This window comes from Agromyces fucosus (assembly GCF_004134865.1).
In the GTDB taxonomy this organism is placed as follows: domain Bacteria; phylum Actinomycetota; class Actinomycetes; order Actinomycetales; family Microbacteriaceae; genus Agromyces; species Agromyces fucosus.
In genome coordinates this window covers 1,117,512-1,141,963 of record NZ_SDPO01000001.1, presented here as the reverse complement: position 1 = coordinate 1,141,963, position 24,452 = coordinate 1,117,512, and the positions used below count along the sequence as shown (strand labels likewise).

Sequence of the window (24,452 nt, the reverse complement as noted above, 5' to 3'; positions counted from 1 at the left end):
TGGTCGGCGCCGCGCTTTCGTCGTCTTCGCATCGGAAACGAGTGGGAAACGATGTGGAAACAGAAACTGGATGATTTGTTTCCAGTTACTATCTTTTCTGTTAGGGTCACTTCCAGTAACGCGTGAGCATCGACCCCCTGCGCACGGCGAACTGCACCACCTTCCACGCAACGAAGCACGAGAGGAATGCCGAGATGACTCGAACCAAACGCTCCCTCGCGGTGGCACTGGCCGCCGGAGCGGCCGCGATCGCCCTGGGAATGACCGGATGCACCCCGTCGGCCGGAGGAGGCGGCGACGACGCCCCGGTCCTCCGCATCTGGGCGGGCAGTGCCACGCCGATCAACAACAACTTCAACCCGTTCGCCGTCGACACGGCCGTGCACGCGACCTTCGGCGTGATCTACGAGCCTCTGTTCTTCTTCAACCAGCTCTCGGCCGACGCACCGGTCGGACTCATCGGCGACAGCTACGAGTACAGCGAAGACGGCCGCACGCTCACCGTCACGATCAAGCCCGGCCTGCAGTGGAGCGACGGTGAGGACCTCACTGCCGACGACGTCGCCTTCACGTTCGGCTACGGCTCGAACAAGTCCGAGCAGTTCGTCTCGGCCGAGGCCACCGACCCAACCACCGTCGTGCTCACCTACACCGAGCCGCAGTTCACGAGCGCCTCGCTGACGCTCGGCTCGACGTACATCATCCCCGAGCACATCTGGGCCGACATCGACGACTTCATGGCCGAGACGAACCCCGAGCCCGTCGGCTCGGGTCCGTACGTGCTGAAGAGCTTCTCCGACGCCGCCTACACGGTCGAGGCGAACGAGCTCTTCCGAGACGGTGCTCCCGCCGTGACCGAGGTGCAGTACCTCGGACTCGACTCGAACCAGTCGTCGCAGGACCTCCTGACGACCGGCAAGATCGACTGGGTCGGCCAGTTCATTGCGAACCCCGACGCCGTCACCGGCGCGGGTGACATCACGACGCTGAACCTCCAGCAGGACCCGACGACGATCACGACCTGCGCGAACGCCGACCTCGGCTGCAAGGGACCGCAGACCGACCCGGCCGTGCGCCAGGCGATCAACGTCGCGATCGACCGCGCCACGATCGCCGACAAGGCGTTCGCCGGGCTCGCGGGCGAGTCCTCGCCGTCGTTCACCCTCCAGCCGCGCGACGAGCAGTGGCTGAGCGACCCTGAGCTCGCGACGAGCCCCCAGGAGGCGGACGCAGCGGAAGCCGGCGCCATTCTCGAGGCAGCCGGATACACGAAGGACGCCGACGGCTTCTACGGCAAGGGCGGCACGGCGATCGAGATCGACCTGTTCTCGCCCGACGGCTGGACCGACTACAATGACGCGGCCAAGCTCATCTCCGAGCAGGCGGCCGAGGCGGGCATCCGCATCAACGCCCGCACCGTCTCCGACGCCGAGTACTGGACGCCGATCCAGTCGGGCGACTTCCAGATGGCGCTCTACGGCCTCACGCAGAGTCTCGTCGCCGACCCGTACTCGAACTACCACGAGTACTTCGCCGGCTCCTCGACCGTGAAGGTCGGCGAGTCGCCGCTCGACGGACAGAACTACGCGCGTTACTCGAACCCGGCCGTCGACGCGGCCGTGCTCGCCGCGGGTGCCACGCAGGACGTCGCGACGAAGCAGGCGGCCTATGCGACCATCCAGACCGAGATCGCGCGGGACCTTCCGTACATCCCGGTGGTGCTGAACGCCTCGCAGTCGTTCTTCAACACCGAGAAGTTCAGCGGATGGCCGAGCGAGGACGACCTCTACGCCGCGCCGCTGCCGTACCTCGCGGTGGCGAATGCGGTCGTGCTCGCCCACCTCACGCCGGCGAAGTAGCCCGGTCGGTCCCATGGAACTCCCCAACTCGAGGACGGCAGCGGCATGAGCTTCTACCTTCGGCGGGTCGCCTTCTACCTGGTGACCCTCTGGGCGGCGATCTCGCTCAATTTCCTGCTCCCGCGACTCCTGCCGGGCGACCCCGCGGCCATCATGCTGGGCAAGCTCCGGCGTGCCAGCGGCGGACGCCCGCTCTCCGAGGAGACGATCGCGGCGATCACCTCGATCCTCGGCGCCGGGAAGGACATGTCCCTCTGGGACCAGTACGTGGCGTACTGGGGCCGGTTGCTTCAGGGAGACCTCGGCGTCTCCTCCACGAGGTACCCGGCCCCGGTCGCCGATCTCATCGCGGCCGCCCTGCCGTGGACGATCATCCTGGTCGGCGTCGCGACCGTCATCTCCTTCGTGCTCGGCATCATCGTCGGCGCATGGGTCGGATGGCGGCGCGGCACCTGGCTCGACCACCTCGTGCCGGTCACGACGGTCTTCCAGTCGATCCCGTACTTCTGGCTGGCACTCGTGCTCGTCGCGGTGTTCTCCGTTCAATTGGGGTTGTTCCCGATCGTCGGCGGCTACGACGTCTTCGAGTTCCCGGCCGGTCCAGAGCTCAGCTGGGCGTTCATCGGGAGCGCGATCTACCACGCGATCCTTCCGGCGATCACGATCGTGCTCTCCTCGGTCGGCGGATGGCTCCTCGGCATGCGCAACATGATGGTGTCGACGATGTCGGAGGACTACGTCGTCACCGCCGAGGCGAAGGGGCTCACCCCTCGCCGGGTGCGCACCAAGTACGCCTCGCGCAACGCCGCCATCCCGAGCCTCGCCGGATTCGGCATCGCCCTCGGCTTCGTCGTGGCCGGTTCCATCGTCATGGAGCAGGTGTTCAGCTATCCCGGGATCGGCAAGCTCATGATCCAGGCGGTGCAGGGCCTCGACTACGCGCTCATGCAGGGCGTCTTCCTCGTGATCACGCTCACGGTGCTCGCCGCCAACTTCTTCATGGACCTCATCTACGGCTTCATCGACCCGAGGGTGCGACACAATGGTTGACTCCCAGCCCACGCTCGAGCGTGCCGACGACTCGTACGCGACCGGCGACGACGCACTGTTCCAGTCACCCGTCTCGGCTGAGGCGGTGCGCGAGACGAACCGCGAGGCGACCGCCACCGCCGCGATCGCAGCCGCACGGGCGACTCGCGGCGGCCGATTCCGGCACATCCTGCCGAGTCGCTCGGGCAAGCTCGTCACGGGCGTCGTGATCGTCGGCCTCATCACGCTCTTCGGCATCTTCGGCCCGATGATCGCCCAGCCGCCGCGCGACTCAAGCAACGAGGCGCTCCAGCCGCCCTCGGCCGAGCACTGGCTGGGCACGACCAAGCTCGGGTACGACGTCTTCTCGCAGCTCGCGTGGGGCACCCAGGGCTCGCTCTTCATCGGCATCGTCGCGGGCATCGTGGCGCTGCTCCTCGCCGTGATCTTCGGCGTCTTCGCCGGCTACTTCGGCGGGGTGCTCGACGAGGTGCTCACGCTGTTCACGAACATCGTGCTCGTGATCCCCGGTCTGCCCGTCGTCATGGTGATCGCCGCCTACGTGCAGAACGCCGAGGGGCTCGGGCCGCTCGCGAGGAGCTCCCTGCTCGTCGCGCTCGTGCTCGGCATCACGGGCTGGGCCGGATCCGCCGTCGTGCTGCGGGCGCAGGCACGGTCGCTGCGCACCCGCGAGTACGTCGCGGCGGCGCGCGTGGCCGGCGAGAAGCCCGGCCGCATCATCTTCGTCGAGATCCTGCCGAACCTCGTGCCGCTGCTCGCGGCCCAGTTCATCTTCGGCGTCATCTTCGCGGTGCTCGGCGAGGCCGGACTCTCCTACCTCGGCCTCGGGCCGACCGGGTCGATCACGCTCGGCACGATGCTGAACGACGCCCAGACCGGCCAGGCGGTCGGCACCGGAGCCTGGTGGTGGTTCGTGCCGCCCGGCCTCATCATCGCCGCGCTCGGCGCCGGACTCTCCCTCATCAACTTCGCGATCGACGAGGTCGTGAACCCGAAGCTCAGGCTCGCGCCTGAGAACGCGAAGCGCCAGCGCCGGGCCGCCAAGGCCGGCAAGGGCGTCGCCGACACCGGAGCATTCGCATGAACGCCGATTCCATGAACGCCAATGCCAGGAACGTCGCCGTCCTCGGCGAGCCCGTCCTGACCGCACGGAACGTCTCGATCGAGTACGAGGTCGACCCGCCGGTGAAGGCCGTGCGCGGGGCATCGATCACGCTGCATCGCGGTGAGATCCTCGGCCTCGCGGGGGAGTCTGGCTGCGGCAAGACGACCCTCGCCTACGGGCTCAACCGGCTGCTCAAGGCCCCGGCGCTCATGACCGGGGGAGACGTGGTGTTCCACGACGCATCCGGTGACGACGTCGATGTCGTGGCCCTCGATGGCGAGGCCCTGCGCCGGTTCCGATGGAACAAGGTGTCGATGGTCTTCCAGGGCTCGATGAACTCGCTGAACCCCGTCATGAACGTGCGGAAGCAGTTGCACGACGTGTTCTCGACCCATCGGCCGGAGATGCGGCGCGCCGAGCGCGAGGCCAGGAGCGCCGAGCTGCTGACCCTCGTCGGCGTCGACCCGACGCGGCTCTCGAGCTTCCCGCACGAGCTGTCGGGCGGCATGCGACAGCGCGTCATGATCGCGATGGCGCTCGCCCTCGACCCGCAGGTCATGATCATGGATGAACCGACCACGGCGCTCGACGTGGTCGTGCAGCGCGGCATCATCCGCGAGATCATGCGGCTGCGCGAGCGACTCGGCTTCGCCGTGATCTTCATCACGCACGACCTGCCGCTGCTCATCGAGATCAGCGATCGCATCGCGATCATGCTCGACGGCGAGATCATCGAGCAGGGCGACGCCGAGCAGATCTACCGGGCGCCGGGGCATCCGTACACGAGGCGGCTCCTCTCGAGCTTCCCGAGCCTGCGCGGCGAGCGCGGCGACTTCATCCGCACCGGCGTAGCGGCCGGAGGTGCTGCATGAGCGGGCAGGCACAACCCCAGGCGCAGGCCCAGGCGACCTTGACCACGACGCTCGAGGCGCGCAACCTGGTCAAGGACTTCCGGCTGCGGAGCGGCACCAAGGTGCGCACGCTCAACGCGGTGAAGGATGTCTCGTTCACGCTCGAGCCCGGTCGCACCATCGCCCTCGTCGGCGAGAGCGGCTCGGGCAAGTCGACGATCGCACGGATGATGGCCAAGCTCGAGACGCCGACGTCCGGCGAGGTATTGCTCGACGGGCGCACGAGCGCGACTCGCGGCGGAGGACTCGCCCGGTATCGGCGCGACGTGCAGATGGTGTTCCAGGACCCGTTCAGCTCGCTGAACCCGTTCCACCCGATCCTGCACCACCTCGAGCGGCCGCTGCGCATCCACAACCCGCGGCTGTCGTCGCGGGAGATCCGCGAACGCGCCGAGGAGCTGCTCGAGCGCGTGCGCCTCTCGCCCGCGGCGACCTTCGCCGATCGTCGGCCGCACGAGCTCTCGGGCGGGCAGCGGCAGCGCGTCGCGATCGCGCGTGCGCTCGCCCCGGGATCGCGGTTCATCATCGCCGACGAGCCCGTGTCGATGCTCGACGTCTCGATCCGCCTCGGCGTGCTGAACCTCCTCGCAGAGCTGCAGCGGCAGGAGCACCTCGGCGTGCTCTACATCACGCATGACCTCGCGACCGCGCGGCACTTCTCCGACGAGATCCTCGTCATGTACCGCGGGGAGATCGTCGAACGAGGACCGAGCGAGCAGGTGATCCTCGATCCGCAGCACGAGTACACGAAGACGCTGCTCGAGGCCGCGGCCGACCCGGATCGACTCGGGCGGCTGCGCGACGACGTGCGGAACGGCGGGTGAGTCAACAAACAGTAAACATTCTTATCAGATAGAGTGACCACGAACACGAAACGAGAGAGGCGGCCCGACGTGAACCAGATCGACCCCGGCACCCCGACGTGGCTCGCCGCGCGCAACGACCGCACCGCCTTCCGGCTCATCCTCGAGCATGGTGCACTCACTCGATCCCAGCTCGGCGAGCTCACGGGTCTCTCCAAGCCCACTGCGTCGCAGATGCTGGCTCGGCTCGAGCGGGTGGGCCTGATCCGACCCGTCGGCGAGCTGTCGGGCGGCCGCGGACCGAACGCGATCACCTACGGCGTGCGGACCGACCGCATCACGGGCGTCGCGATCTCGATCCTCGACCGGGCCATCCAGGCCGTCGTCGTCGATGCCGTCGACCATGACCACCCGATCGTGCAGATCGCGACGGACTCGCACGAGCGCTCTCCCGAAGGTGACGTGCGCGCCGCCGTGCGGGCGGCCTGCGCCGAGGCCGGCATCGACGAGAGCACGGTCAGCCGCGTCGTGATCGGCGTGCAGGCCGCGTTCTTCGTCGACGGCGACGAGCTCTCGTTCACCGACACCCTGCCGGGGTGGCCGGCGACCGGGGCTCGCGCGCGCATCGAGCGGGAACTCGGCCTGCAGGTGACGATCGACAACGACGTCAACCTCGCGACCATGGCCGAGCGTTCGGCCGGTGCGGCTCAGCAGGCTCCGAGCTTCGCGCTGTTCTGGATCGGCGACGGCCTCGGCGTCGGCCTGGATCTGGGCGGAGTCGTGCACCGGGGCGCTTCGGGCGGGGCCGGCGAGATCGGCTACCTCGCGGTGCCGCGAACGGCGGAGCCGCTCGCTCCCGCCGCGAACGACTTCACCGACCTGCTCGGGGGCCCCGCCGTGGTCCGCCTGCTCGGCGACGGCGGGAGCGGAGAGACGCTCGCCGAGGTGCTGCCTCGCCTGACCCACGACGACGACGCCCTCTCGGCGCTCGCCGACCGCGTGATCCTCGCCGTCAACCCGCTGCTCGCGATCCTCGATCCCTCGATGATCGTGCTCGGCGGGCCGACCGGCATCGCGGGCGGCGCCCGGCTCGCCGAGCTCGTCGCCGAGCGCGTCGATCCGGCGGCGCACCCGAAGCTCGTGATGCGCACGAGCGGCACGGGTTCCCAGCCGGTGCTCCTCGGCGCGCGCCAGCAGCTCGTCGAGCAGATCCGCGACCATCTCGAGGCGGACATCTCGCTCGCCTCCTGAATCGGCCGAAGAGCGGATGCCACGGGGCATCCGTCGTCCGTTCACCGACCCTTCGCTCCTTGCGCCAGTGGCGCGGGCGACCCACGCACGAATTGAGGACCCATGAAGCTCGCCATCGTCGGCGGAGGCTCGACCTACACGCCCGAACTGATCGACGGGTTCGCACGCCTGCGCGACACCCTCCCGCTCGAGGAGATCCGCCTCGTCGACCCCGATGAACGCCGTCTCGCGCTCGTCGCCGGCATGTCGCAGCGCATGCTCGAGCACGCGGGGCATCCCGCGAAGGTCATCGGCACGACCGATCTCGTCGCCGGCGTCGCCGACGCCGACGCGGTGCTCATCCAGCTGCGGGTCGGCGGGCAGGACGCCCGCCATGCCGACGAGACCTGGCCGCACGAGGCCGGATGCATCGGCCAGGAGACGACCGGACCCGGCGGCCTCGCGAAGGCGCTGCGCACCGTGCCCGTGGTGCTGCGCATCGCCGACGTCGTGCGAGCACATGCGAAGCCAGACGCCTGGATCGTCGACTTCACGAACCCCGTCGGCATCGTGACCCGGGCGCTGCTCGAAGCGGGCCACCGCGCCGTCGGCCTCTGCAATGTGGCGATCGGCTTCCAGCGCCGGTTCGCGTCGCTCTTCGACGTCGAGCACGACCGGGTGAGCCTCGGCCACGTCGGCCTCAACCACCTCACGTGGGAGCGGAGCGTCGTGATCGACGGTGCCGACCGGCTGCCGGGGCTGCTCGAGCACCGGCTCGGCGAGCTCGCCGAAGAGGTGCACCTCGCGCCGGCCCTCATCGCGCAGCTCGGCGTCGTCCCCTCCTACTACCTGCGCTACTACTACGCCCACGACGAGGTGCTGCGCGAGCAACTGCACGAGCCCACGCGGGCCGAGGCGGTGCGCGCCATCGAGCGCGAACTGCTCGAGCTCTACGCCGATCCGGCCCAGCACGAGAAGCCGGCGGCACTCGAGGGGCGCGGCGGCGCGTTCTACTCGGAAGCGGCGATCGAGCTGCTCGCGGCGATGCGCGACGGCGCGAGCCGATCCCGCGTGGTCAACCTGCGCAACGACGGCGTCCTGCCGTTCCTGCCCGACGACCACGTCATCGAGGTGCCGGCCGTGTTCCGCGACGGGGGATTCGTCGCGGAGCCGGTCGCGCCGTTGCCCGACGACATCCGCGGGCTCATCGCTGGGGTCGCCGGCTACGAGCGCCTCGCGCTCGACGCCGCCGTGCACGGGGGGCGCGACCGCGTGCTCCGAGCCATGCGCGCGCACCCGCTCGTGCTGCAGCACGATCGTGCCGAGCAACTGACCGACCTGCTGATGGCCGAGAACGCACCGTTCCTCGAGTGGGCGCGATGAACGGCGTCATCGTCGCCGTCGACGGCGGCGGCTCGAAGACCGACGCGGTCGCGCTCACGATCGACGGCGAGCTCGTCGCCCACGCGCGCGGCGCCGGCTCGAGCCCGCACTTCGAAGGGCTCGGCGAGGCCGTGGCCGTCGTCGACGAGCTCGTGCGAGGGGTCGCGGCGCGACGCCCCGTCGCACATGCGGGCCTCTACATCTCGGGACTCGACCTCACGGTCGAGGTCGAGCAGTACGCTGCCGCGATCGCCGGATTCGAGTGGTCCGGGCCGTCCACCGTCGTCGCCAACGACCTCTACGCCGTGCTCAGGGCGGGCACCGACGAACCCGACGCCGTGGCGATCGTCTGCGGCACGGGAGTGAACGCGGTCGGCGTGCGCGCCGACGGCGCCGAGGTGCGGTTCCCCTCGCTCGGCCCCATCTCGGGCGACTGGGGCGGCGGCAGCGGCATCGGCGAGCAGGTGCTCTGGCACGCGGCGAGGGATGTCGACGGCCGGGGCCCGCGCACGGTGCTCACCGCCGCGATCCTCGAGCAGCTCGGGGTCGCCTCGGTGCCCGCGCTCATCGAGGACCTGCACTTCGGCCGGCGCGACTCCGGCGAGCTCACGGCGCTCACGCCGACGGTGTTCGAGGCCGCGCGAGCTGGGGACGCCGTCGCGACCGGGCTCGTCGACCGGCAGGCGGAGGAGATCATTGCGTTCGCCCGGGCATGCGTGACCCGGCTCCGGCTCACGGATCGAGACATCCCGATCGTGCTGGGGGGCGGCATCATCCGGGCGGGCGACGATCGACTCATCGGCGGCATCACCCGGGGCCTCGCTCTCAGCGCTCCGCGTGCGCGCCTCGAGATCCTGGATTCGGCGCCGATCGTCGGCGCGGCTCTCCTCGCGCTCGACCGGGCGGGGGCGAGCGCCGGCGCGCTCGAGCGAGCTCGCGTCGCGGTCGCGGCCGCAACGCGGGAGCGCATCGCGGCCACCGTCGGGTCGGGCCGGTAGCGCCGAGACGGTTCGCTACTCGACCGGGCGCGCGCGGCCGAGGCGCCGCACCGCGACATCCTGGTGCGCGAGCCGGCGGAGCGCGAGCAGCACCGGTTCGTAGAGCGCGGTGCCGAGCACCGTGTACTCGACGGCGGCGTGCGGCTCGCGGGGCATCCGCTCGAGATCGTAGGCGGCGAGGTCCGCGGCCGCCCGACCGTAGCGTGCGAGGCGCTCGCGCGTGATCGGCATGCCGGCGTCCTCGGCGGCGGCGAGGGCGCACTCGAGCTGGGCGACCGCGGCGAACCCGGGATCGTAGACCTGGCCGAGCTCCTCGAGCGCGGCGCGCGCACGCGGAAAGGGGTCGGAGGCCTCGGCGGGTTCGGCACCTTCGGGCGGCAGCGCGCCGACGGCGCGCCCGAGCGTGGCGTACAGGTCGTCGCCGGGCTCGTCGACGAGCTGGAGCACGGCGCGCGCCTGCTGCACGCTGAGTCCGACCGGACCCGTGAGGGCGCGCACGAGCCGGAGCCGGCGGAGGTGGTGCTCGTCGTAGCTCGCCTGCGTGGCCGAGGTCGCGATGCCCGGTTGCAGGAGCCCCTCGCGGAGGTAGTACTTCACGGTCGCGACCGGCAGGCCGGCCTCGGCGGCGAGTGCGGAGATGCGCATCGGAACCCCTTGCATTGGATAGTACAACTCTCTAATATTGGAGAGTACAACTATCCAATCATGAATCCGCGAAGAAGGGACCGGCCATGCCGTCCGCACCAGATCTCATCCTCATCGGCGTCCTCCTGCTCGCGCTCGTCACGGTCGAGAGCGGCGGCTACTTCCTCACCCGGGTGGTGCGCGGGCTGGCGCCGGCGAACCGCCTGCAGACGAACTTCTACCGTGCCGGGCACGCGCACGCGGCCGTGCTGCTCGTGCTCTCGATGGTGATCCTCTCCGTCGTCTCGTACGCCGCGCTCGACGGGTTCTGGCTGTGGCTCGCGCGCCTCGGTGCGCCGATCGCGGCGATCCTCATGCCTGCGGGCTTCTTCCTCTCCGTGCTCGGCCGCGAGCCCGAGAAGCCGAATCGGCTCATCGTGCTCCTGTGGATCGGCGCCGCGTCGCTCACCGCCGGGCTCATCGCGGCGGGTGTCGGCCTCATCTCGGGCGGCATCGCGGCCCTCTGAGGCCGAGGAAGGGTGCGCGATCGCACCGACCGGCGTAGCGTCGGCCCATGGCCATTCCGCAGCGCTTCTCACTCGTCACGCTCGGCGTCGCCGACGTCGAGGTCGCCACGGCGTTCTACCGAAGGCTCGGATGGCGCGAGGCGCCGTCGTCGATCCCCGGCGAGATCGCGTTCTTCGCCACTCCCGGGGGAGTCCTCGCCCTCTGGGAGACCGCCGAACTCGCGAAGGATGCCGCGCTCCCGACCATGCACGCGAATGCCCCCGGCTTCCGCGCGGTCGCCCTCGCGATCAACCTCGCCTCGCCCGAAGAGGTCGACGACGCGGTCGGCGACTGGGTGCTCGCGGGCGGTTCGATCTCCAAGGCGGCCGCCGCGACCGAGTGGGGCGGCTACAGCGGGTACGTCGCCGACCTCGACGGCAACCTCTGGGAACTCGCGCACAACCCGTCGTGGCCCCTAGACGAGCGGGGCCTGCCGGTGCTGCGCGGCGCCTGAACGCCGCTGGTCGGGGGCGGCATCCACGGCATCTACACTGGAATCCGTGACTTCAGAGGAAACCGTCGACGTCGTGCTGATCGGCGGGGGCATCATGAGCGCGACGCTCGGCTCCCTGCTCTCGCAACTCCAACCCGATTGGACGATCCGCGTCTACGAGCGACTCGGCGAGGTCGCGCAGGAGTCCTCGAACGCGTGGAACAACGCGGGCACCGGCCACGCAGCCCTCTGCGAGCTCAACTACATGCCCGAGAACCCCGACGGCACGGTGAGCGCCGACAAGGCGGTCTCGATCAACGAGCAGTTCCAGGTGAGCCGGCAGTACTGGTCGTACCTCGTCGAGCAGGGCGCGCTGCCCGAGCCGCACAACTTCATCAACACCGCTCCGCACATGACCTTCGTCAGGGGCAAGGCGAACATCGAGTACCTGAAGAAGCGCGTCGCCGCACTGGCCGACCAGCCGCTCTTCGAGGCGATGGAGTTCACCGAAGACCTCGAGCGCATCGCCGAGTGGACCCCGCTCCTCGCGAAGAAGCGCAACCCGAAGGCGCGCGTCGCCGCGAGCCGCACGGTCGCCGGCACCGACGTCGACTTCGGCGCACTCACGAAGCTCCTCTTCCGCGACATCGAGCGCCGCGGCGCTGAGATCGCGACCAACCACCAGGTCACGTGGCTGAAGCGCCAGAAGGACGGCACCTGGAAGCTGCGCCTGCGCCACCTCGTCGGCAACACCCCCAAGACCGTCAACGCCCGCTTCGTCTTCGTGGGCGCCGGCGGCGGTGCGCTCGCGCTCCTGCAGCACTCGGGCATTCCCGAGATCAAGGGCTTCGGCGGCTTCCCGATCTCCGGTCAGTTCTTCCGCACGACGAACCCCAAGATCGTCGCGCAGCACCATGCGAAGGTCTATGGCAAGGCCGCGAAGGGCGCCCCGCCGATGTCGGTGCCGCACCTCGACACCCGCGTCGTCGATGGCGAGACGGCGCTGCTGTTCGGCCCCTACGCCGGCTTCACGCCGAAGTTCCTGAAGAGCTCGACGTGGTTCGACCTGCCCTTCTCGATCCGGCTGCACAACCTCGGTCCGATGATCCAGGTGGGCCTGAAGAACTTCGATCTCGTCAAGTACCTCGTCTCCGAGCTCGTCGCCTCGCGCGAGAAGAAGCTCGCAGCGCTCCGCGAGTTCATGCCCACCGCCAAGAGCGAGGACTGGGAGCTCATCACCGCCGGCCAGCGCGTGCAGGTCATGAAGAAAGATCCGGAGAAGGGCGGCGTGCTGCAGTTCGGCACCGAGGTCATCACCGGAGCCGACGGCACGATCGCGGGCCTGCTGGGCGCCTCGCCGGGGGCGTCGACCGCCGCGCCGATCATGCTCGACGTGCTCGGCCGCTGCTTCCCCGACCGCATGGCCGGCTGGGAGCCGAAGCTCCGCGAGATGATCCCGAGCTACGGCACGAAGCTCTCGAGCGACCCCGAAGCGGCTGCGGCATCCCTCGCGGCCACCGCGAAGGTGCTCGACCTCACCGCCTGAGGCGCTCGATCCAGGTCTCGACAGCCTCGACCAGCAGGTCCTCTGCGGGTCGAGCTTGTCCAAACCCCGAATGCTCTGGTACCGTCGTACCCGCTATGAAGTGAGCACACACCCCGTCCCGCGCCTGAGGCGCCGTCGACATCGGGTGTGCTCACGGCTCTGATCAGGCCGTGCCGGTCGCGACAGCGGCAGCGTGCACCCATCGACGGCAATGCCCCCGCGGGGTCCTTCCGCTCCCGGGCGGTCGCCGGCGCCGCGCGCCCGCGTTCCGCAGCTCGGTGCATCGTGCGTGCAGCACGCGCGCCGCGGCATCCGTCGACTGCCCGGGGGCATTCGCGCAAAGGGCGTATCGCATGGCTGTATCCGTCATCCATTCCCACCATCTCCGTGTCGACGGGCTCTCCGTCTCGTATCCCGACCGACGCGTGTTCTCCGACCTCGGCTTCGCCGTCTCACCGGGCCAGCGGCTCGGGCTCATCGGCGAGAACGGGGCCGGCAAGTCCACACTGCTCCGGCTCATCGCCGGCGAGTTCGAGCGAGCGGATGCCGCGGCATCCGTCGGCTCAGAGGCCACCACCTCGGGTCGCATCACGAGGCCGCGGCGCACCGCACTGCTCGCCCAGGAACTGCCGTTCGGCCCCGACGAACGCATCGGCGAGGTGCTCGAGGCCGCGCTCGTCGAGGTTCGGGCGATCGAGCGCGAGCTCGACGCCGCCTCGGCGGCGCTCGCCTCGGAGTCCACCGCCGCCTCCGCGGCGCGCTACTCGGCGGCCCTCGACGCAGCCGAACGTGCCGACGTGTGGAGCGCCGAGGCGCGGCGCGACGAGCTGCTCGACGGGCTCGGCGTCGGCTCGCTCGGTCTCGACCGCCGCGTCGACGAGCTCTCGGGCGGCCAGCGATCGAGGTTCGCGCTCGCCGCGCTGCTCCTCAGCGCGCCCGACGCGCTGCTCCTCGACGAGCCGACCAACCACCTCGACGACGCCGCGGCGGCGTTCCTCGAGGACCGGCTGCGCACCTGGCGCGGACCGGTCGTGTTCGCGAGCCACGACCGGGCGTTCCTCGATCGCGCGGCCACCGGGCTGCTCGACCTCGACCCCGGCAGGACGGGTGCCCTCGCCCTGGCCGCTGGGGGATCCGAGCGCGGTGCGGCGGGCGGATCGGCCGACGATCTGCTCGCCGCCTCGGGCGGCACCGTGTTCGGCGGGGGATTCAGCGAGTTCCTCGCGGTGAAGGCCGACGAGCGTCAGCGCTGGCTCCGGCAGTACGACGACGAGCAGGAGGAGCTGCGGCGACTCCGCATCGGGCTGGCCGAGACCGCTCGCGCGGTCTCGCACAACGCGCCCATCTCCGACAAGAACAAGATGGCGTTCGGGCGCCGCGGCGATCGCGTCGAGCAGCAGGTGAGCCGGCGGGTGCGCAATGCGCAGTTGCGGCTCGAGACGCTCGAGCGCGAGCAGGTGCCGAGGCCGCCCGCGCCGCTCGTCTTCGCCGGCATCCCATCGGGCTCCCACGCGTTCGACGAGGAATCCGGCCTGCTGCTGCAGCTGTCGGATGCGGTCGTCGACGGTCGGCTCTCGCTCGAGGCGCTGCGCGTCGCGCCGCTCACGCGGCTGCTCGTGACGGGAGCGAACGGCGCGGGCAAGTCGACGCTGCTGGGCGTGCTCGCGGGTGCGCAGCGGGTCGACGGCGGCATCGTGCACCGGCGGAAGGGGCTGCGCGTGCAGCTGCTCGAGCAGGACGTGCGGTTCACGGATCCCGGTGCGTCGCCGCGTCGGCTCTACGAGCGCGCACTCGGCGAGCGGCGGGCCGAGCAGGTGCCGCTCGGCAGCCTCGGCCTCATCGCCCCGCGCGACGAGTCGAGACCGGTCGGCGCGCTCTCCGTCGGGCAGCAGCGGCGACTCGCGCTCGCTCTCGTGATCGCGAGGCCGCCGCACGTGTTCCTGCTCGACGAGCCGACGAACCACCTCTCGCTGGCGCTCGCGACCGACCTCGAGGAGGCGCTCGGTGCCTACCCCGGCGCGGTCGTCATCGCGAGCCACGACCGTTGGCTCCGTCGACGGTGGTCGGGCGAGGAGCTCGAGCTCGTGGCGGGCAGAGCCGTGGCGGGCACAGCCGTGGCGGGCAGTGCCGTGCCGGCCGGGGCGCTGCAATAGACGAGCGGATGCCGCGGCGACACGCGCGCCGCGGCATCCACTTGCTTCCCATTCGAACATGTGTTCGAATGAGGGTATGCGGTGGAGCGGGCAGGAGCTGGGGGTCGAGCAGTCCGGCGCACTTCCCGGGCTCGTCAAGCTCAACAACCTGGTGCGTTCGGTGCAGACCCCCGATTTCGCGGGCGTCACTTTCCACGAGGTGCTCGCGAAGTCCGCGCTCAACCGGGTGCCCGGTCAGTCGGCGATGCCCTTCGGCTGGACCATCAACCCCTATCGGGGCTGCACCCACGCTTGCGCCTACTGCTTCGCGCGGCCCACGCACACCTACCTCGACCTCGACGCCGGCGACGACTTCGACCGGCAGATCATCGTGAAGGTGAACGTCGCCGAGGTGCTGCGCCGCGAGCTCGCGAAGCCGTCGTGGCGGCACGAGCCCGTCGCCCTCGGCACCAACACCGACCCCTACCAGCGTGCCGAGGGTCGTTACACGCTCATGCCCGGCATCATCGAGGCGCTCGCGACGAGCGGCACGCCCTTCAGCATCCTCACGAAGGGCACGCTGCTCCGGCGCGACCTGCCGCTCCTCAGAGAAGCCGCCGCCCACGTGCCCGTCGACATCGCGATGTCGATCGCGATCTACGACGACGAGTTGCAGCACTCCGTCGAGCCGGGCACCCCGAGCACGAAGGCACGTCTCGCGACCGTGGCCGCGGTGCGCGACGCGGGGCTCGACTGCTCGGTCTTCCTGATGCCGATCCTGCCCTACCTCACCGACACGAGAGCGCACCTCGACGAAGCGTTGCGCTCTGTGAAGGCCGCCGGCGGCACGAGTGTGCTCTACTCGGCGCTGCACTTGCGGGGCGCGGTGAAGCCGTGGTTCATGCAGTGGCTCGAGCGCTCCCACCCCGACCTGGTGCCCAAGTACCGCTCGATGTACTACGGCACCAACGCCTACGCGCCGAAGGCGTATCGGCAATGGCTCGGCGAACGCATCCGCCCGCTGATCAGGGCGCATCGACTCGAACACGGTCGTGAAGACCCGGCCACCGGCGGAGTGCGCTCCTCTGCGCTCGCCGGTGGTCCGGCGCGCGGCGCGGCCGATGGCCGACGGTTCGCCGGGGCTGCCCGCATGGTCGCCGCGGGCGATGAGCTCCCCGGGTCGCTGAGCCTCCCACCCGATCCGTCGGCGCTGTTCTGACCGCGTCGTCCCCGAGAGCCGCCCGGAAACTGGGATAATCCGCTGGAGGCCCGAACAGTGGTGTTCGCAGGCGGTACGAGCGGAGGTAACGATGACCCTGGGGTTGCCGGGGCACCTTGCGCGCGAATCGCTCAGTCGCGCGCTCGCGAACGCCGGGCATGCTGCGGCGTTCACCTGTCTCGGCGTCGGCGTGGTGCTCGGCGGTGTCATGGCGACGATCGGCGGCCAGCCCGAACGATGGAGCAGCGCGTTGCTGCTGATCATCATGATCGTGCTGCTTGCGCTCGTCGCGCGGTACCCGACGGTGACGCTGACGGTGCTCTATCTCATCGTCGGAGCCGGCATCGTCCTGGCCGTCACGATCATGGTCATGCCCGGCGGCGAGTTCGCGACCACGAACAACGCGGTGCTCGCCCTTCCGAGCACCGCCCTCCTCCTCGTCGGGGGCGCGGGAAGCGGGTCGGCGATCGCGCTCACATGGGCGACCCTCGGCTTCGCGCTCGGCGAGGCTGCGGTGTTCCTCGGCGTCGTCGTGGCGGGCGGGACGTACGCGCCGAACGTCGCCGTGTGCTTCGCTTTCGTGGTCGTCGTGATCGTCCGGGTGTTCGACGGCCTCACTCGCCGCATCGACATGCGGCGCGACACCGGTCTGCATCGCGCCAGCCAGCAGACGAGGGAACTCGCCATCCGTCACGATTACGAGCTGCGCGCCACCGCGAGGCTGCACGACACGGCGCTGAGCCACCTCGTGGCCATCGCCGCGGCCGGATCGGGGCCGGTCGACGAGCGCCTGCGCGTCGGCATCCGGCAGGATCTCGGCCTCATCGTCGGGCGCGACTGGGCGATCGACCACGCCCTCGGCAGCGACGGCTCCGCGAGTGCCGCGGCGCAGGGCGCGAGCACCCTGAGATCCTTCGCGCCGTCCGCGTCGTCGCCGACGTCCGGGAGGAACGGGCGGCAGAACGGATGGCGCGGCCGAGGGCGCGCCAACGGCGCCACCGACCCGCGCACGCCCGTCGAAGAGACGGTCCCATCGCTCGCCCACGCGTTCTCGGCTGCGGCCAACGCGGGCCTCGAGGTCCGCGTGACCGGCGATTTCACGGTGCTCGGCACACTCGGTCCGCGACGGGTCGCGGCTCTCGACGCCGCGGTCGCGCAGTGTCTCATCAACGTCGCCCGCCAAGCCGGGGTCGCCGAGGCCGAGCTCGCGCTGGGCCTCGGCGGCGGCGAGGTGACGGTCGCCGTCATGGACAGCGGTGTGGGGTTCGACGAGAGCGAGGTGCCGCCCGATCGCATCGGGCTGCGCACCTCGATCCGCGCACGCATCGAGCAGGAGCAGGGCACCGTCCGCCTCTGGTCGACCAAGGGCATCGGCACGACCATCGTGCTGACCGTGCCGGAGGGCGGCGAATGAGCGGACATCTGCGACTGACCCAGCAGGAGGCCGACCCGATCGGGGCGATCAGCGCGTCGCCGATCGTGACGGTCGGGGCGATCCTCGCCTTCGCGCTGGCGGCCGTGCAGACGTGGTCGCACTGGAGCGAGGTCGGGTCGCCGCTGGCAGCCGGCCTCGCGCTGCTGCTCGTGGCGGCCGCGGGCACGGCGGCGATCATCGCAGCGGCTCCCGCGCGTGCACCGTTCACGAACGAGCGTCTCTGGATCATCGTGACACTGGCGGTGGGTGGTGCGATCGCCGAATACGTCAGCACGATCGGCAACAATCGCCAGCTCTACGACGACTTCGGGCCGACCGTCATCGGCATGCTGATCCTCTCCCTCGCCCCGTTCTGCACCTGGGTGTCGCTCGCGTTCGCCGGAGTGCTCTCGGCGGCCGTCGTCTCGATCCTCGTCGCCGGAGCATCGATGTACGCGGCATCCGAGGCGCCGGTCGCCGCACTCATCACGCTGAACTCGGCACCGGTACTCGCGATGTCGGCGGCAGCGGCGGGCTATTCGTACGGAATCGTGGCCGAGACGCTCGCATGGCAGCGCGAGGCCAACCGGGCGGCATTGCAGCGCGACGCGGAACTGCGGGCCGGCATCGCCCGATCGGTGCAGCAGAGCCGCGTCTCGGTGCTCGGGCGCGAGGTGCTGCCGTTCCTCGCGGGCGTCATGACGGCGGAACGCATCTCGGTGGCCGATGCCGACCGGGCACGTGAACTCGCCGAAGCCCTCCGCCGTGCGCTGCGGGCCGGCATCGAATCGACCTGGCTCGACGACCTTGCGGCGAACATCCGGTTGAGCCGCGGTGTCGACACGATCATCGACGACCCGACCGGTGCGGCGGCGGCCCTCACCGCCGACCAGCGTTCCGCCCTGACGGCGCTCATCTCGTGGCTCGGCGATGCAGCCCGATCCCGGCTCATCAGGGTCGCGTTCACCGGCGGGAGCGACGGCGAGGGGCACGGCGACATCGTGCTCGTCTCCGATTCGGGAGCCTCGCCGCCGAGCCGGCGAGAACTCGATCGCTTCGTCGCGGTGGCGCGCGCAGTCGCCTTGCGTGCGGATGCGACGCTGACGCGAGAGAATGTGACAGTGGGGTTGAGTTATGACATCGATTGAGCACGCACCGACACCGGTTCCGGCTTCGCCGTATCGGCTGGCGCTGCTCGACGACCACGAACTCATCGTCGATGGTCTCGCCCGCTGGTTCACCGACTTCGCTGCCGACTTCACGGTCGTGATCCGCGCGACGAGCTGGATGGATCTCGTGCGCGACCCCGAGTTCCCCGTCGACCTCGTGCTGATGGACCTGCAGCTCGGCGATACCGTCTCGATCGAGTCCCGCATCCGTGCGTGCCGCGCCGCCGGGGCGAAGGTCATCGTCGTGACCGCGATCGACGACGAGGAATCGCGTCGGCGTTCGCTCGTGGCGGGCGCTGTCGGCTTCGTCTCCAAGACGCTGCCGGCCGATGAACTCGTCGACTACGCACGACGCGTGATGCGGGGTGAACGGGTGCAGCGCCATCAGCCGGCTCCGCGGGCGGATTCGGCGATTGCCGGCGATCCTCCCGACCGCCATGGCGTGGCACTGAGCGCGGCCGAGGAGAAGGCCCTGCGCTACTACGCGCAAGGGCTCAGCACGGTCGAGGTCGGTCGGCGCATGGAAGTGGGCTACGAGACGGCGAAGACCTACCTGCGACGTGTGCGGGAGAAGTACGCCAAGGCGGGCCGCCCGGCCAGTCGCAAGGCCGAGCTGATCCGTCGTGCGGCGGAAGACGGGTACCTCGAGTAGATGGCGAAGCTGTACTTCCGCTATGGGGCGATGAACTCCGGCAAGTCGACGGCGTTGCTCCAGGCGGCCTTCAACTACGAGGAACGCGGGCACGAGGTGCTCCTCGCGAAGCCTGCGATCGACACGAAGGGCGACCGCGACATCGTGTCGCGCCTCGGTGTCATCCGCGAGGTGGATTTCACGATCGGACCCGAGTCGAGCGTGCGCGAGGGATTCGAGCGGCACCGCAGCTTCGTCGTCGAGCGCAGCGGTCGCGACGTGAGCTGCCTGCTCGTCGACGAGGCCCAGTTCCTGAACTCCGACCAGGTCGACGACCTGCTGCGGATCGCACTCATCGACGGCGTGCCGGTGCTCGCCTACGGCATCCGCACGGACTTCCAGACCGTCGCCTTCCCCGGCAGTCGGCGTCTGCTCGAGATCGCGCACAGCCTCGAAGAGCTGAAGACGATCTGCCGGTGCGGACGCAAGGCGATCTTCAACGCGCGCCTCATCGACGGCCAGTTCGTCTTCGACGGCGACCAGGTCGCGATCGACGGCGAGGCGGTCACGTACGAGTCGCTGTGCGGTGTCTGCTACCTCGCCGAGAGCGGCGGCGTGCTGAACGGGCGTCACTGAGCGGAGTTCTCGCTCGGTCGCTCGCAGCGTCCCCGCGGCGTGGGCTGGTGCTTTCGGTGCGCGGCGCGTGAAGATGGAGGAGGACTCCTCGGAGGTGCGCCATGAACGAGATCGCGGTGGGTGTCAGTACCGGCGGATCCGCCACGATGCGCGCCGTGCGCTGGGCGGCCGAGCGAGCGTCCGCGTCGGGCAGCAGCCTGCGGCTCGTGCACGTCGTCGACGACGACTCGGCGATCGTCGCGCGAGCGGCCGCCGCGCCGGGGGAGGCGACGAGCGTCGAGAGCATCGACGCCGAACGACAGGTGCGGCAGTGCCTCGACGACGCTGCAGCACTCGTGATGAGCATCGACGACGGCATCGAGGTCGTCACGACGCTCGAGCGAGGGTCTCCGGTCGACGTCTTCGAACACATCTCCGCCGATGCCGGAATGCTCGTCGTCGGCAGCGACTGGCACGGGGGGCGCCGGGCGAGCCGCCGTCGGGTGTTGAGCCTCCGCATCGCTGCGGTCAGCCGAGCGGCGGTCGCGGTCATTCCCGACCTCGATCCTGGGGGTCGCCGTGGAATCGTCGTCGGGGTCGACGGCTCGCACATCTCCGATCGAGCACTCGCCTTCGCCGCCGACGAGGCCGATCGCACCCGGGAACCGCTCATCGCGGTGCACTCGTGGGACGTCGTCGCAATGGTCGGCGGCGAGTACGGGTACGGAGCTCCGGTCATCGCGGCGGATGACCTCTCGCTGGCGGAATCGGAGATGCTCGAGGCGGCACTCGCTCCGATCATCGCCGCGCACCCCGGCCTCGAGATCGTGCGATCCGTCGTGGCGGGCGACCCGGTGCACGATCTCACGGAGGCTGCGGCGGGAGCGAGCATGCTCGTGGTCGGCAGCCACGGCCGTGGCGCGCTCGCGAGGTTCCTGCTCGGGTCCGTCAGCCAGGGCGTGCTCGCCGACCTGGTGGCACCGACGATCGTGCTCAGGTGACGGGCGCCGCCCGACTCGGCACGCCGTCCTCCCTCGCGCCCGTCGCGAGGAGAGTCGACGGCGTGGACGCCGCTCGGGGACTCGCCCTGATCGGCATGTTCGTCGCGCACGTCGCGCCCGTCGCGGCATCCGCTGACCTGGTGTCGTTGATCGCGATCGCCGACGAACGGCCCCGACTGCTGTTCGCCCTCACCGCGGGCATGGGGTTGGCCTTCATCTCGGGCGGCATCCGACCGATCGTCGACGGGCGGAGGACGCTGCGTCGTCAGATCGCGATCCGGGCGGTGATCCTCATCGTGCTCGGACTGCTCATCGCCGCAACCCTGCATCCGCTCGTGTTCATCATCCTCGACGTCTACGGGGTCGCATTCCTCGTCATGTTGCCGTTGCTCTTCATTCCGGCGCGCGCGGCGCTCGGCGTCGGCATCGCCCTGCTCGCGATCATGCCGGGACTCGCCGAGCTCGCGAGCGCCACTGATCTCGTCGCTGAACTGCAGTTCGGCCCGTTCGCGATCATCGTGGACTGGTTCGTCAGCGGCGCATACCCAGTGGTCGAGTGGGTACCCGTGATGATGATCGGCCTCGCGCTCGTGCGCCTCGACCTCGGTTCGCCGCGTGTCGTCGCCCTCGCCGCGCTCGTGGGCGCCGTCACGGCCGCGGTGCTGCTGCCCATCGTCGCACTCATGCCAGGAGGCATCGCTGCGCCACTCGACGTCGAGGTCGAGGTCGATCCGGCGGTGTCGGCGCTGCGCACCTCGCTCGAGGCGCTCGGCAACGTCGGCGTCGGGGTCGTCGTCGTGGCGGGGATGCTGCTGCTCACGTTCTTCGCACGCCCGCAGGTGCGGCGAGTGGCGGGCGTCGTGCTCTCGCCGATCATCGCCATGGGCTCGATGCCGCTGACCATCTACACGCTGCACCTCGTGGTGCTCGCCGTCTCGATCCGCGTCGAGAACGGCTACTACACCGACGACTCCGGTGAACTCCTGCTCGGGCTGGTCGTGGGGTCGATGGTGTTCGCGTGGCTGTGGCGGCACTACCTCGGCCGCGGGCCGCTCGAGCGTCTGCTCAGGTGGGCGAGCGGTCGGAGCCGAGCGGATGCCGCGCGCGCGACCACTCCCGAGTGAACCGCAGGCGGCGTTCGGATGGTGAGCCGTGCCCGTCCATCGTGGGTGTGCTGTCGGTACGGCAGAATGGAACGGTTCGATCGGGAGGATCTCCATGCGCATCTCCGTCATCGGCTGCGGCTACCTCGGCGCGGTGCACGCCTCCGCGATGGCCGAGCTCGGCCACGACGTGGTCGGCATCGACGTCGACGAGCGCAAGATCAAGGCGCTGGCTGCCGGTCGGCCGGCGTTCTACGAGCCCGGCCTGCCCGAGATCCTCGCCTCGGCGACGGCGAGCGGGCGTCTGCGCTTCAGCACCGACATCGCCGAGGCTGCCGAGGCCGAGGTGCACTTCCTTGCCGTCGGCACGCCGCAGACTGCCGACACGGGCGCCGCAGACGTGTCGTACGTCGATTCGGCGTTCTCCGCCCTGCTGCCGCACCTGGCCGAGGGAGCGCTCATCGTCGGCAAGAGCACGGTGCCCGTCGGCACGGCGGCTCGCCTCGCAGCGCGTCTCGCCGCAGAAGCCCCGCACGCCGGTCTGGCATGGAACCCCGAGTTCCTGCGCGAGGGATTCGCCGTGAAGGACACCCTCTCGCCCGATCGCCTCGTGTACGGCGTCGCGCAGGGCGACGGCGGCCGCGCAGCATCCGCGCTCGACCACGTCTATCGGGCCGCGATCGAGGCGGGCACGCCTCGCATCGTGACCGACTACGCGACCGCCGAACTCGTGAAGGTCGCCGCCAACGCCTTCCTCGCGACGAAGATCAGCTTCATCAACGCGATGTCCGAGATCGCTGACGCCACCGGCGCGGATGTCACGGCGCTCGCCGACGCGATCGGCCACGATGCGCGCATCGGTCGGCGCTTCCTGAACGCCGGCGTCGGATTCGGCGGCGGCTGCCTCCCGAAGGACATCCGCGGCTTCATCGCGCGCGCGGAAGAACTCGGTTTGAACGACACCCTCGCGTTCCTCGGCGAGGTCGACGAGACGAATCTTCGCCAACGGCGCCGCGTCGTGGACCTCGCTGTGCAGGATCTCGGCGGCTCGGCGGCCGGCAAGAAGGTCGCGGTGCTCGGCGTGACCTTCAAGCCCGATTCCGACGACGTGCGCGACTCGCCCGCACTCGACATCGCGGTCAGCCTCCAGGAGCTCGGTGCCCGGGTCGTCGTCACCGACCCCGAGGGACTCGAGAACGCCCTCGCGCGGCACCCCGACCTCGGCACGGCGCCCACGACCCGGGAAGCGCTGTTCGGGGCGCATCTCGTGATCCTCGCCACCGAGTGGAACGAGTACCGCACGCTCGACCCCGAGACGACCGGACGACTCGTGGGGGAGCGCCGGATCATCGACGGCCGCAACGTGCTCGAACCCGCAGCGTGGCGGGCCGCCGGCTGGCGGTATCGCGGGATCGGCCGCCCGTAGCGGGCGGCCTTGCGAGGTTGCTGCAGCGGGAATGAGAAAACCCCCTCCCGAAGGAGGGGGTTTCACCCGGTCGGGGTGACAGGATTTGAACCTGCGACCTCGTCGTCCCGAACGACGCGCGCTACCAAGCTGCGCCACACCCCGGGTCGGCCCTTGCGAGCCTCAACAAGAATAGCCGATAAATCGGTCCCGCCAGACCACTGCATGCGGGCGGCGGCGGTTCGTGCGGAACCGTCGGCGAGCAGCGGGGCTACGCGGCGGGCACGAGGGTCAGCAGCGTGGCCTCGGGCGGGCAGGCGAAGCGCACAGGGGCATAGATCGAGGTGCCGAGGCCGGCAGAGACGTTCAGGAATGCCGACCGCAAGCCGTGGCGCCAGATGCTGAGGCCCTTGACCTGATCGCGGGGGATGTCGCAGTTCGTGACGAGGGCACCGATGCCGGGGACGCACACCTGGCCGCCATGCGTGTGTCCGGCGAGCAGCAGCTGCGCACCGTGGTTCACGAACGAGTTGAGCACGCGCTGGTACGGCGCGTGGGCGACGCCCACGGTCACGGTCGGGCGGTCGACGGCGGATGCCTCATCGGGCCAGGTCTCATCGCCGAGCGGGTCTTCCGAGCGCAGCTCGTCGATCGCCGCGGTGATGAGATCCAGCCGGTCGTAGCCCTTGTGCGGATCGTCGACGCCGAAGAACTCGAAATGCGTGCCCCGCAGGTCGAGGGCGGTCGCGGTGTTGTCGAGGTCGCGCCAGCCGAGGTCCGCGAAGTAGGCGTGCAGTTCGCCGATGTCGATGGGCTTCGCGCGCAGCCCGAGGCGCGACGGGCCCGAGAAGTAGGCGAACGGATTCTTCAGGACGGGCCCGAAATAATCGTTCGAACCGTTGACGAAGACGCCTGGCACGCCGCGGAACGGCTCGAACGCCCGTCGGATGCCTTCGATGCCGCGTTCGTGTCCCAGGTTGTCGCCGGTGTCGACGACGAGGTCGGGTTTCAGGGCGGCGAGGCCGCGCACCCACTCCTGCTTGTCGCGCTGCCACGGCGCCATGTGCAGGTCGGAGAGGTGCAAGACGCGGATCGGCTCAGCGCCCGGAGGAAGCACGGGGACATCGACCCGGCGGAGCGTCCACCGGGTGCGCTCGATCAGCGAACCGTACGCGAAGGCGGCAGCGCCCGCCGCGACGATCGCCAGAGCGATCGTCGCGACGGGCGGGAAACGAGTCGTCGCCATCGATCGCG

Annotated in this window: 22 protein-coding genes and 1 tRNA gene; 20 read left to right on the top strand and 3 right to left on the bottom strand. The window is 70.1% G+C overall.

Annotated elements, in window-relative coordinates; translation table 11 throughout:
* Positions 1-194 precede the first annotated feature (194 nt).
* The 8 genes from ESP57_RS05150 to ESP57_RS05115 all read left to right on the top strand — a co-directional run bounded on the left by ESP57_RS05150 (position 195) and on the right by ESP57_RS05115 (position 9,339).
* Entirely contained in the window at positions 195-1,859 is a 1,665-nt protein-coding gene (locus ESP57_RS05150) for an ABC transporter substrate-binding protein (protein ID WP_129230755.1), read from the top strand.
* A gap of 45 nt (positions 1,860-1,904) precedes the next feature.
* Positions 1,905-2,909, top strand: coding sequence for an ABC transporter permease (locus tag ESP57_RS05145; RefSeq protein ID WP_056010243.1), 1,005 nt, complete (start codon positions 1,905-1,907; stop codon positions 2,907-2,909).
* Entirely contained in the window at positions 2,902-3,993 is a 1,092-nt protein-coding gene (locus ESP57_RS05140; RefSeq protein ID WP_082571373.1) for an ABC transporter permease, read from the top strand. Before ESP57_RS05145 ends, ESP57_RS05140 begins: the two co-directional genes overlap by 8 nt.
* On the top strand, positions 3,990-4,886 hold the full coding sequence (locus ESP57_RS05135; RefSeq protein ID WP_129230754.1) for an ABC transporter ATP-binding protein: 897 nt from the start codon (positions 3,990-3,992) through the stop codon (positions 4,884-4,886). The genes ESP57_RS05140 and ESP57_RS05135 overlap by 4 nt, the downstream gene beginning before the upstream one ends.
* Positions 4,883-5,749 (top strand): ABC transporter ATP-binding protein, encoded by an 867-nt coding sequence (locus ESP57_RS05130; protein ID WP_056010239.1) that lies wholly within the window; start codon positions 4,883-4,885, stop codon positions 5,747-5,749. The genes ESP57_RS05135 and ESP57_RS05130 overlap by 4 nt, the downstream gene beginning before the upstream one ends.
* A gap of 69 nt (positions 5,750-5,818) precedes the next feature.
* Complete coding sequence (locus ESP57_RS05125) at positions 5,819-6,979, top strand: ROK family transcriptional regulator (RefSeq protein WP_056010237.1); 1,161 nt, start codon at positions 5,819-5,821, stop codon at positions 6,977-6,979.
* A gap of 102 nt (positions 6,980-7,081) precedes the next feature.
* Positions 7,082-8,341, top strand: a complete 1,260-nt coding sequence (locus tag ESP57_RS05120; protein WP_056010235.1) for a 6-phospho-beta-glucosidase — start codon at positions 7,082-7,084, stop codon at positions 8,339-8,341.
* Positions 8,338-9,339: an N-acetylglucosamine kinase gene (locus ESP57_RS05115; protein WP_129230753.1), complete on the top strand. Its 1,002-nt coding sequence runs from the start codon at positions 8,338-8,340 to the stop codon at positions 9,337-9,339. Before ESP57_RS05120 ends, ESP57_RS05115 begins: the two co-directional genes overlap by 4 nt.
* A gap of 15 nt (positions 9,340-9,354) precedes the next feature.
* Here the strand turns inward: ESP57_RS05115 and ESP57_RS05110 are convergent, their stop codons facing one another.
* A complete protein-coding gene (locus ESP57_RS05110; protein WP_129230752.1) occupies positions 9,355-9,984 on the bottom strand; it encodes a MerR family transcriptional regulator in 630 nt (209 codons plus the stop codon).
* Positions 9,985-10,070: 86 nt separating this feature from the next.
* Between ESP57_RS05110 and ESP57_RS05105 the strand changes: the two genes are divergently transcribed.
* From ESP57_RS05105 to ESP57_RS05050, 12 genes are all read left to right on the top strand, one after another.
* The gene (locus ESP57_RS05105; RefSeq protein ID WP_129230751.1) at positions 10,071-10,490 is read left to right on the top strand and encodes a hypothetical protein; all 420 of its coding nucleotides are present in this window, start codon (positions 10,071-10,073) and stop codon (positions 10,488-10,490) included.
* Between the two features lie 47 nt (positions 10,491-10,537).
* Positions 10,538-10,984, top strand: a complete 447-nt coding sequence (locus ESP57_RS05100; RefSeq protein ID WP_056010229.1) for a VOC family protein — start codon at positions 10,538-10,540, stop codon at positions 10,982-10,984.
* Positions 10,985-11,021: 37 nt separating this feature from the next.
* Positions 11,022-12,509: a malate:quinone oxidoreductase gene (locus ESP57_RS05095; RefSeq protein WP_279387789.1), complete on the top strand. Its 1,488-nt coding sequence runs from the start codon at positions 11,022-11,024 to the stop codon at positions 12,507-12,509.
* A gap of 353 nt (positions 12,510-12,862) precedes the next feature.
* Positions 12,863-14,662: an ABC-F family ATP-binding cassette domain-containing protein gene (locus ESP57_RS05090; RefSeq protein WP_129230749.1), complete on the top strand. Its 1,800-nt coding sequence runs from the start codon at positions 12,863-12,865 to the stop codon at positions 14,660-14,662.
* A 76-nt stretch (positions 14,663-14,738) separates the two neighbouring features.
* A complete protein-coding gene (locus tag ESP57_RS05085) occupies positions 14,739-15,860 on the top strand; it encodes an Rv2578c family radical SAM protein (protein ID WP_129230875.1) in 1,122 nt (373 codons plus the stop codon).
* Between the two features lie 91 nt (positions 15,861-15,951).
* A complete protein-coding gene (locus tag ESP57_RS05080) occupies positions 15,952-17,274 on the top strand; it encodes a sensor histidine kinase (RefSeq protein WP_129230748.1) in 1,323 nt (440 codons plus the stop codon).
* Entirely contained in the window at positions 17,271-18,422 is a 1,152-nt protein-coding gene (locus ESP57_RS05075) for a hypothetical protein (RefSeq protein ID WP_056010220.1), read from the top strand. The genes ESP57_RS05080 and ESP57_RS05075 overlap by 4 nt, the downstream gene beginning before the upstream one ends.
* Positions 18,409-19,095 (top strand): response regulator transcription factor, encoded by a 687-nt coding sequence (locus ESP57_RS05070; protein ID WP_129230747.1) that lies wholly within the window; start codon positions 18,409-18,411, stop codon positions 19,093-19,095. Before ESP57_RS05075 ends, ESP57_RS05070 begins: the two co-directional genes overlap by 14 nt.
* The gene (locus tag ESP57_RS05065) at positions 19,096-19,710 is read left to right on the top strand and encodes a thymidine kinase (RefSeq protein WP_129230746.1); all 615 of its coding nucleotides are present in this window, start codon (positions 19,096-19,098) and stop codon (positions 19,708-19,710) included.
* A gap of 101 nt (positions 19,711-19,811) precedes the next feature.
* Positions 19,812-20,690 carry a universal stress protein gene (locus ESP57_RS05060; RefSeq protein ID WP_129230745.1) on the top strand — a complete coding sequence of 293 codons (879 nt, stop codon included), beginning with the start codon at positions 19,812-19,814 and terminating at the stop codon, positions 20,688-20,690.
* A gap of 62 nt (positions 20,691-20,752) precedes the next feature.
* Positions 20,753-21,814: a DUF418 domain-containing protein gene (locus ESP57_RS05055; protein ID WP_129230744.1), complete on the top strand. Its 1,062-nt coding sequence runs from the start codon at positions 20,753-20,755 to the stop codon at positions 21,812-21,814.
* Between the two features lie 94 nt (positions 21,815-21,908).
* A complete protein-coding gene (locus ESP57_RS05050; RefSeq protein ID WP_129230743.1) occupies positions 21,909-23,219 on the top strand; it encodes a UDP-glucose dehydrogenase family protein in 1,311 nt (436 codons plus the stop codon).
* A 70-nt stretch (positions 23,220-23,289) separates the two neighbouring features.
* On the opposite strand, the gene ESP57_RS05045 is transcribed toward ESP57_RS05050, so the two are convergent.
* Together ESP57_RS05045 and ESP57_RS05040 are read right to left on the bottom strand one after the other, a co-directional pair.
* A tRNA-Pro gene (locus ESP57_RS05045) sits at positions 23,290-23,363 on the bottom strand.
* 106 nt (positions 23,364-23,469) lie between these two features.
* A complete protein-coding gene (locus ESP57_RS05040; protein ID WP_129230742.1) occupies positions 23,470-24,444 on the bottom strand; it encodes a metallophosphoesterase in 975 nt (324 codons plus the stop codon).
* Positions 24,445-24,452 lie beyond the last annotated feature (8 nt).

Coding starts and splice junctions, on each gene's coding strand:
- ESP57_RS05150 (WP_129230755.1), top strand. CDS start 195: ATGACTCGAACCAAACGCTCCCTCGCGGTGGCACTGGCCGCCGGAGCG.
- ESP57_RS05145 (WP_056010243.1), top strand. CDS start 1,905: ATGAGCTTCTACCTTCGGCGGGTCGCCTTCTACCTGGTGACCCTCTGG.
- ESP57_RS05140 (WP_082571373.1), top strand. CDS start 2,902: ATGGTTGACTCCCAGCCCACGCTCGAGCGTGCCGACGACTCGTACGCG.
- ESP57_RS05135 (WP_129230754.1), top strand. CDS start 3,990: ATGAACGCCGATTCCATGAACGCCAATGCCAGGAACGTCGCCGTCCTC.
- ESP57_RS05130 (WP_056010239.1), top strand. CDS start 4,883: ATGAGCGGGCAGGCACAACCCCAGGCGCAGGCCCAGGCGACCTTGACC.
- ESP57_RS05120 (WP_056010235.1), top strand. CDS start 7,082: ATGAAGCTCGCCATCGTCGGCGGAGGCTCGACCTACACGCCCGAACTG.
- ESP57_RS05115 (WP_129230753.1), top strand. CDS start 8,338: ATGAACGGCGTCATCGTCGCCGTCGACGGCGGCGGCTCGAAGACCGAC.
- ESP57_RS05110 (WP_129230752.1), bottom strand. CDS start 9,984: ATGCGCATCTCCGCACTCGCCGCCGAGGCCGGCCTGCCGGTCGCGACC.
- ESP57_RS05105 (WP_129230751.1), top strand. CDS start 10,071: ATGCCGTCCGCACCAGATCTCATCCTCATCGGCGTCCTCCTGCTCGCG.
- ESP57_RS05100 (WP_056010229.1), top strand. CDS start 10,538: ATGGCCATTCCGCAGCGCTTCTCACTCGTCACGCTCGGCGTCGCCGAC.
- ESP57_RS05090 (WP_129230749.1), top strand. CDS start 12,863: ATGGCTGTATCCGTCATCCATTCCCACCATCTCCGTGTCGACGGGCTC.
- ESP57_RS05085 (WP_129230875.1), top strand. CDS start 14,739: ATGCGGTGGAGCGGGCAGGAGCTGGGGGTCGAGCAGTCCGGCGCACTT.
- ESP57_RS05080 (WP_129230748.1), top strand. CDS start 15,952: ATGACCCTGGGGTTGCCGGGGCACCTTGCGCGCGAATCGCTCAGTCGC.
- ESP57_RS05075 (WP_056010220.1), top strand. CDS start 17,271: ATGAGCGGACATCTGCGACTGACCCAGCAGGAGGCCGACCCGATCGGG.
- ESP57_RS05070 (WP_129230747.1), top strand. CDS start 18,409: ATGACATCGATTGAGCACGCACCGACACCGGTTCCGGCTTCGCCGTAT.
- ESP57_RS05065 (WP_129230746.1), top strand. CDS start 19,096: ATGGCGAAGCTGTACTTCCGCTATGGGGCGATGAACTCCGGCAAGTCG.
- ESP57_RS05060 (WP_129230745.1), top strand. CDS start 19,812: ATGAACGAGATCGCGGTGGGTGTCAGTACCGGCGGATCCGCCACGATG.
- ESP57_RS05050 (WP_129230743.1), top strand. CDS start 21,909: ATGCGCATCTCCGTCATCGGCTGCGGCTACCTCGGCGCGGTGCACGCC.
- ESP57_RS05040 (WP_129230742.1), bottom strand. CDS start 24,444: ATGGCGACGACTCGTTTCCCGCCCGTCGCGACGATCGCTCTGGCGATC.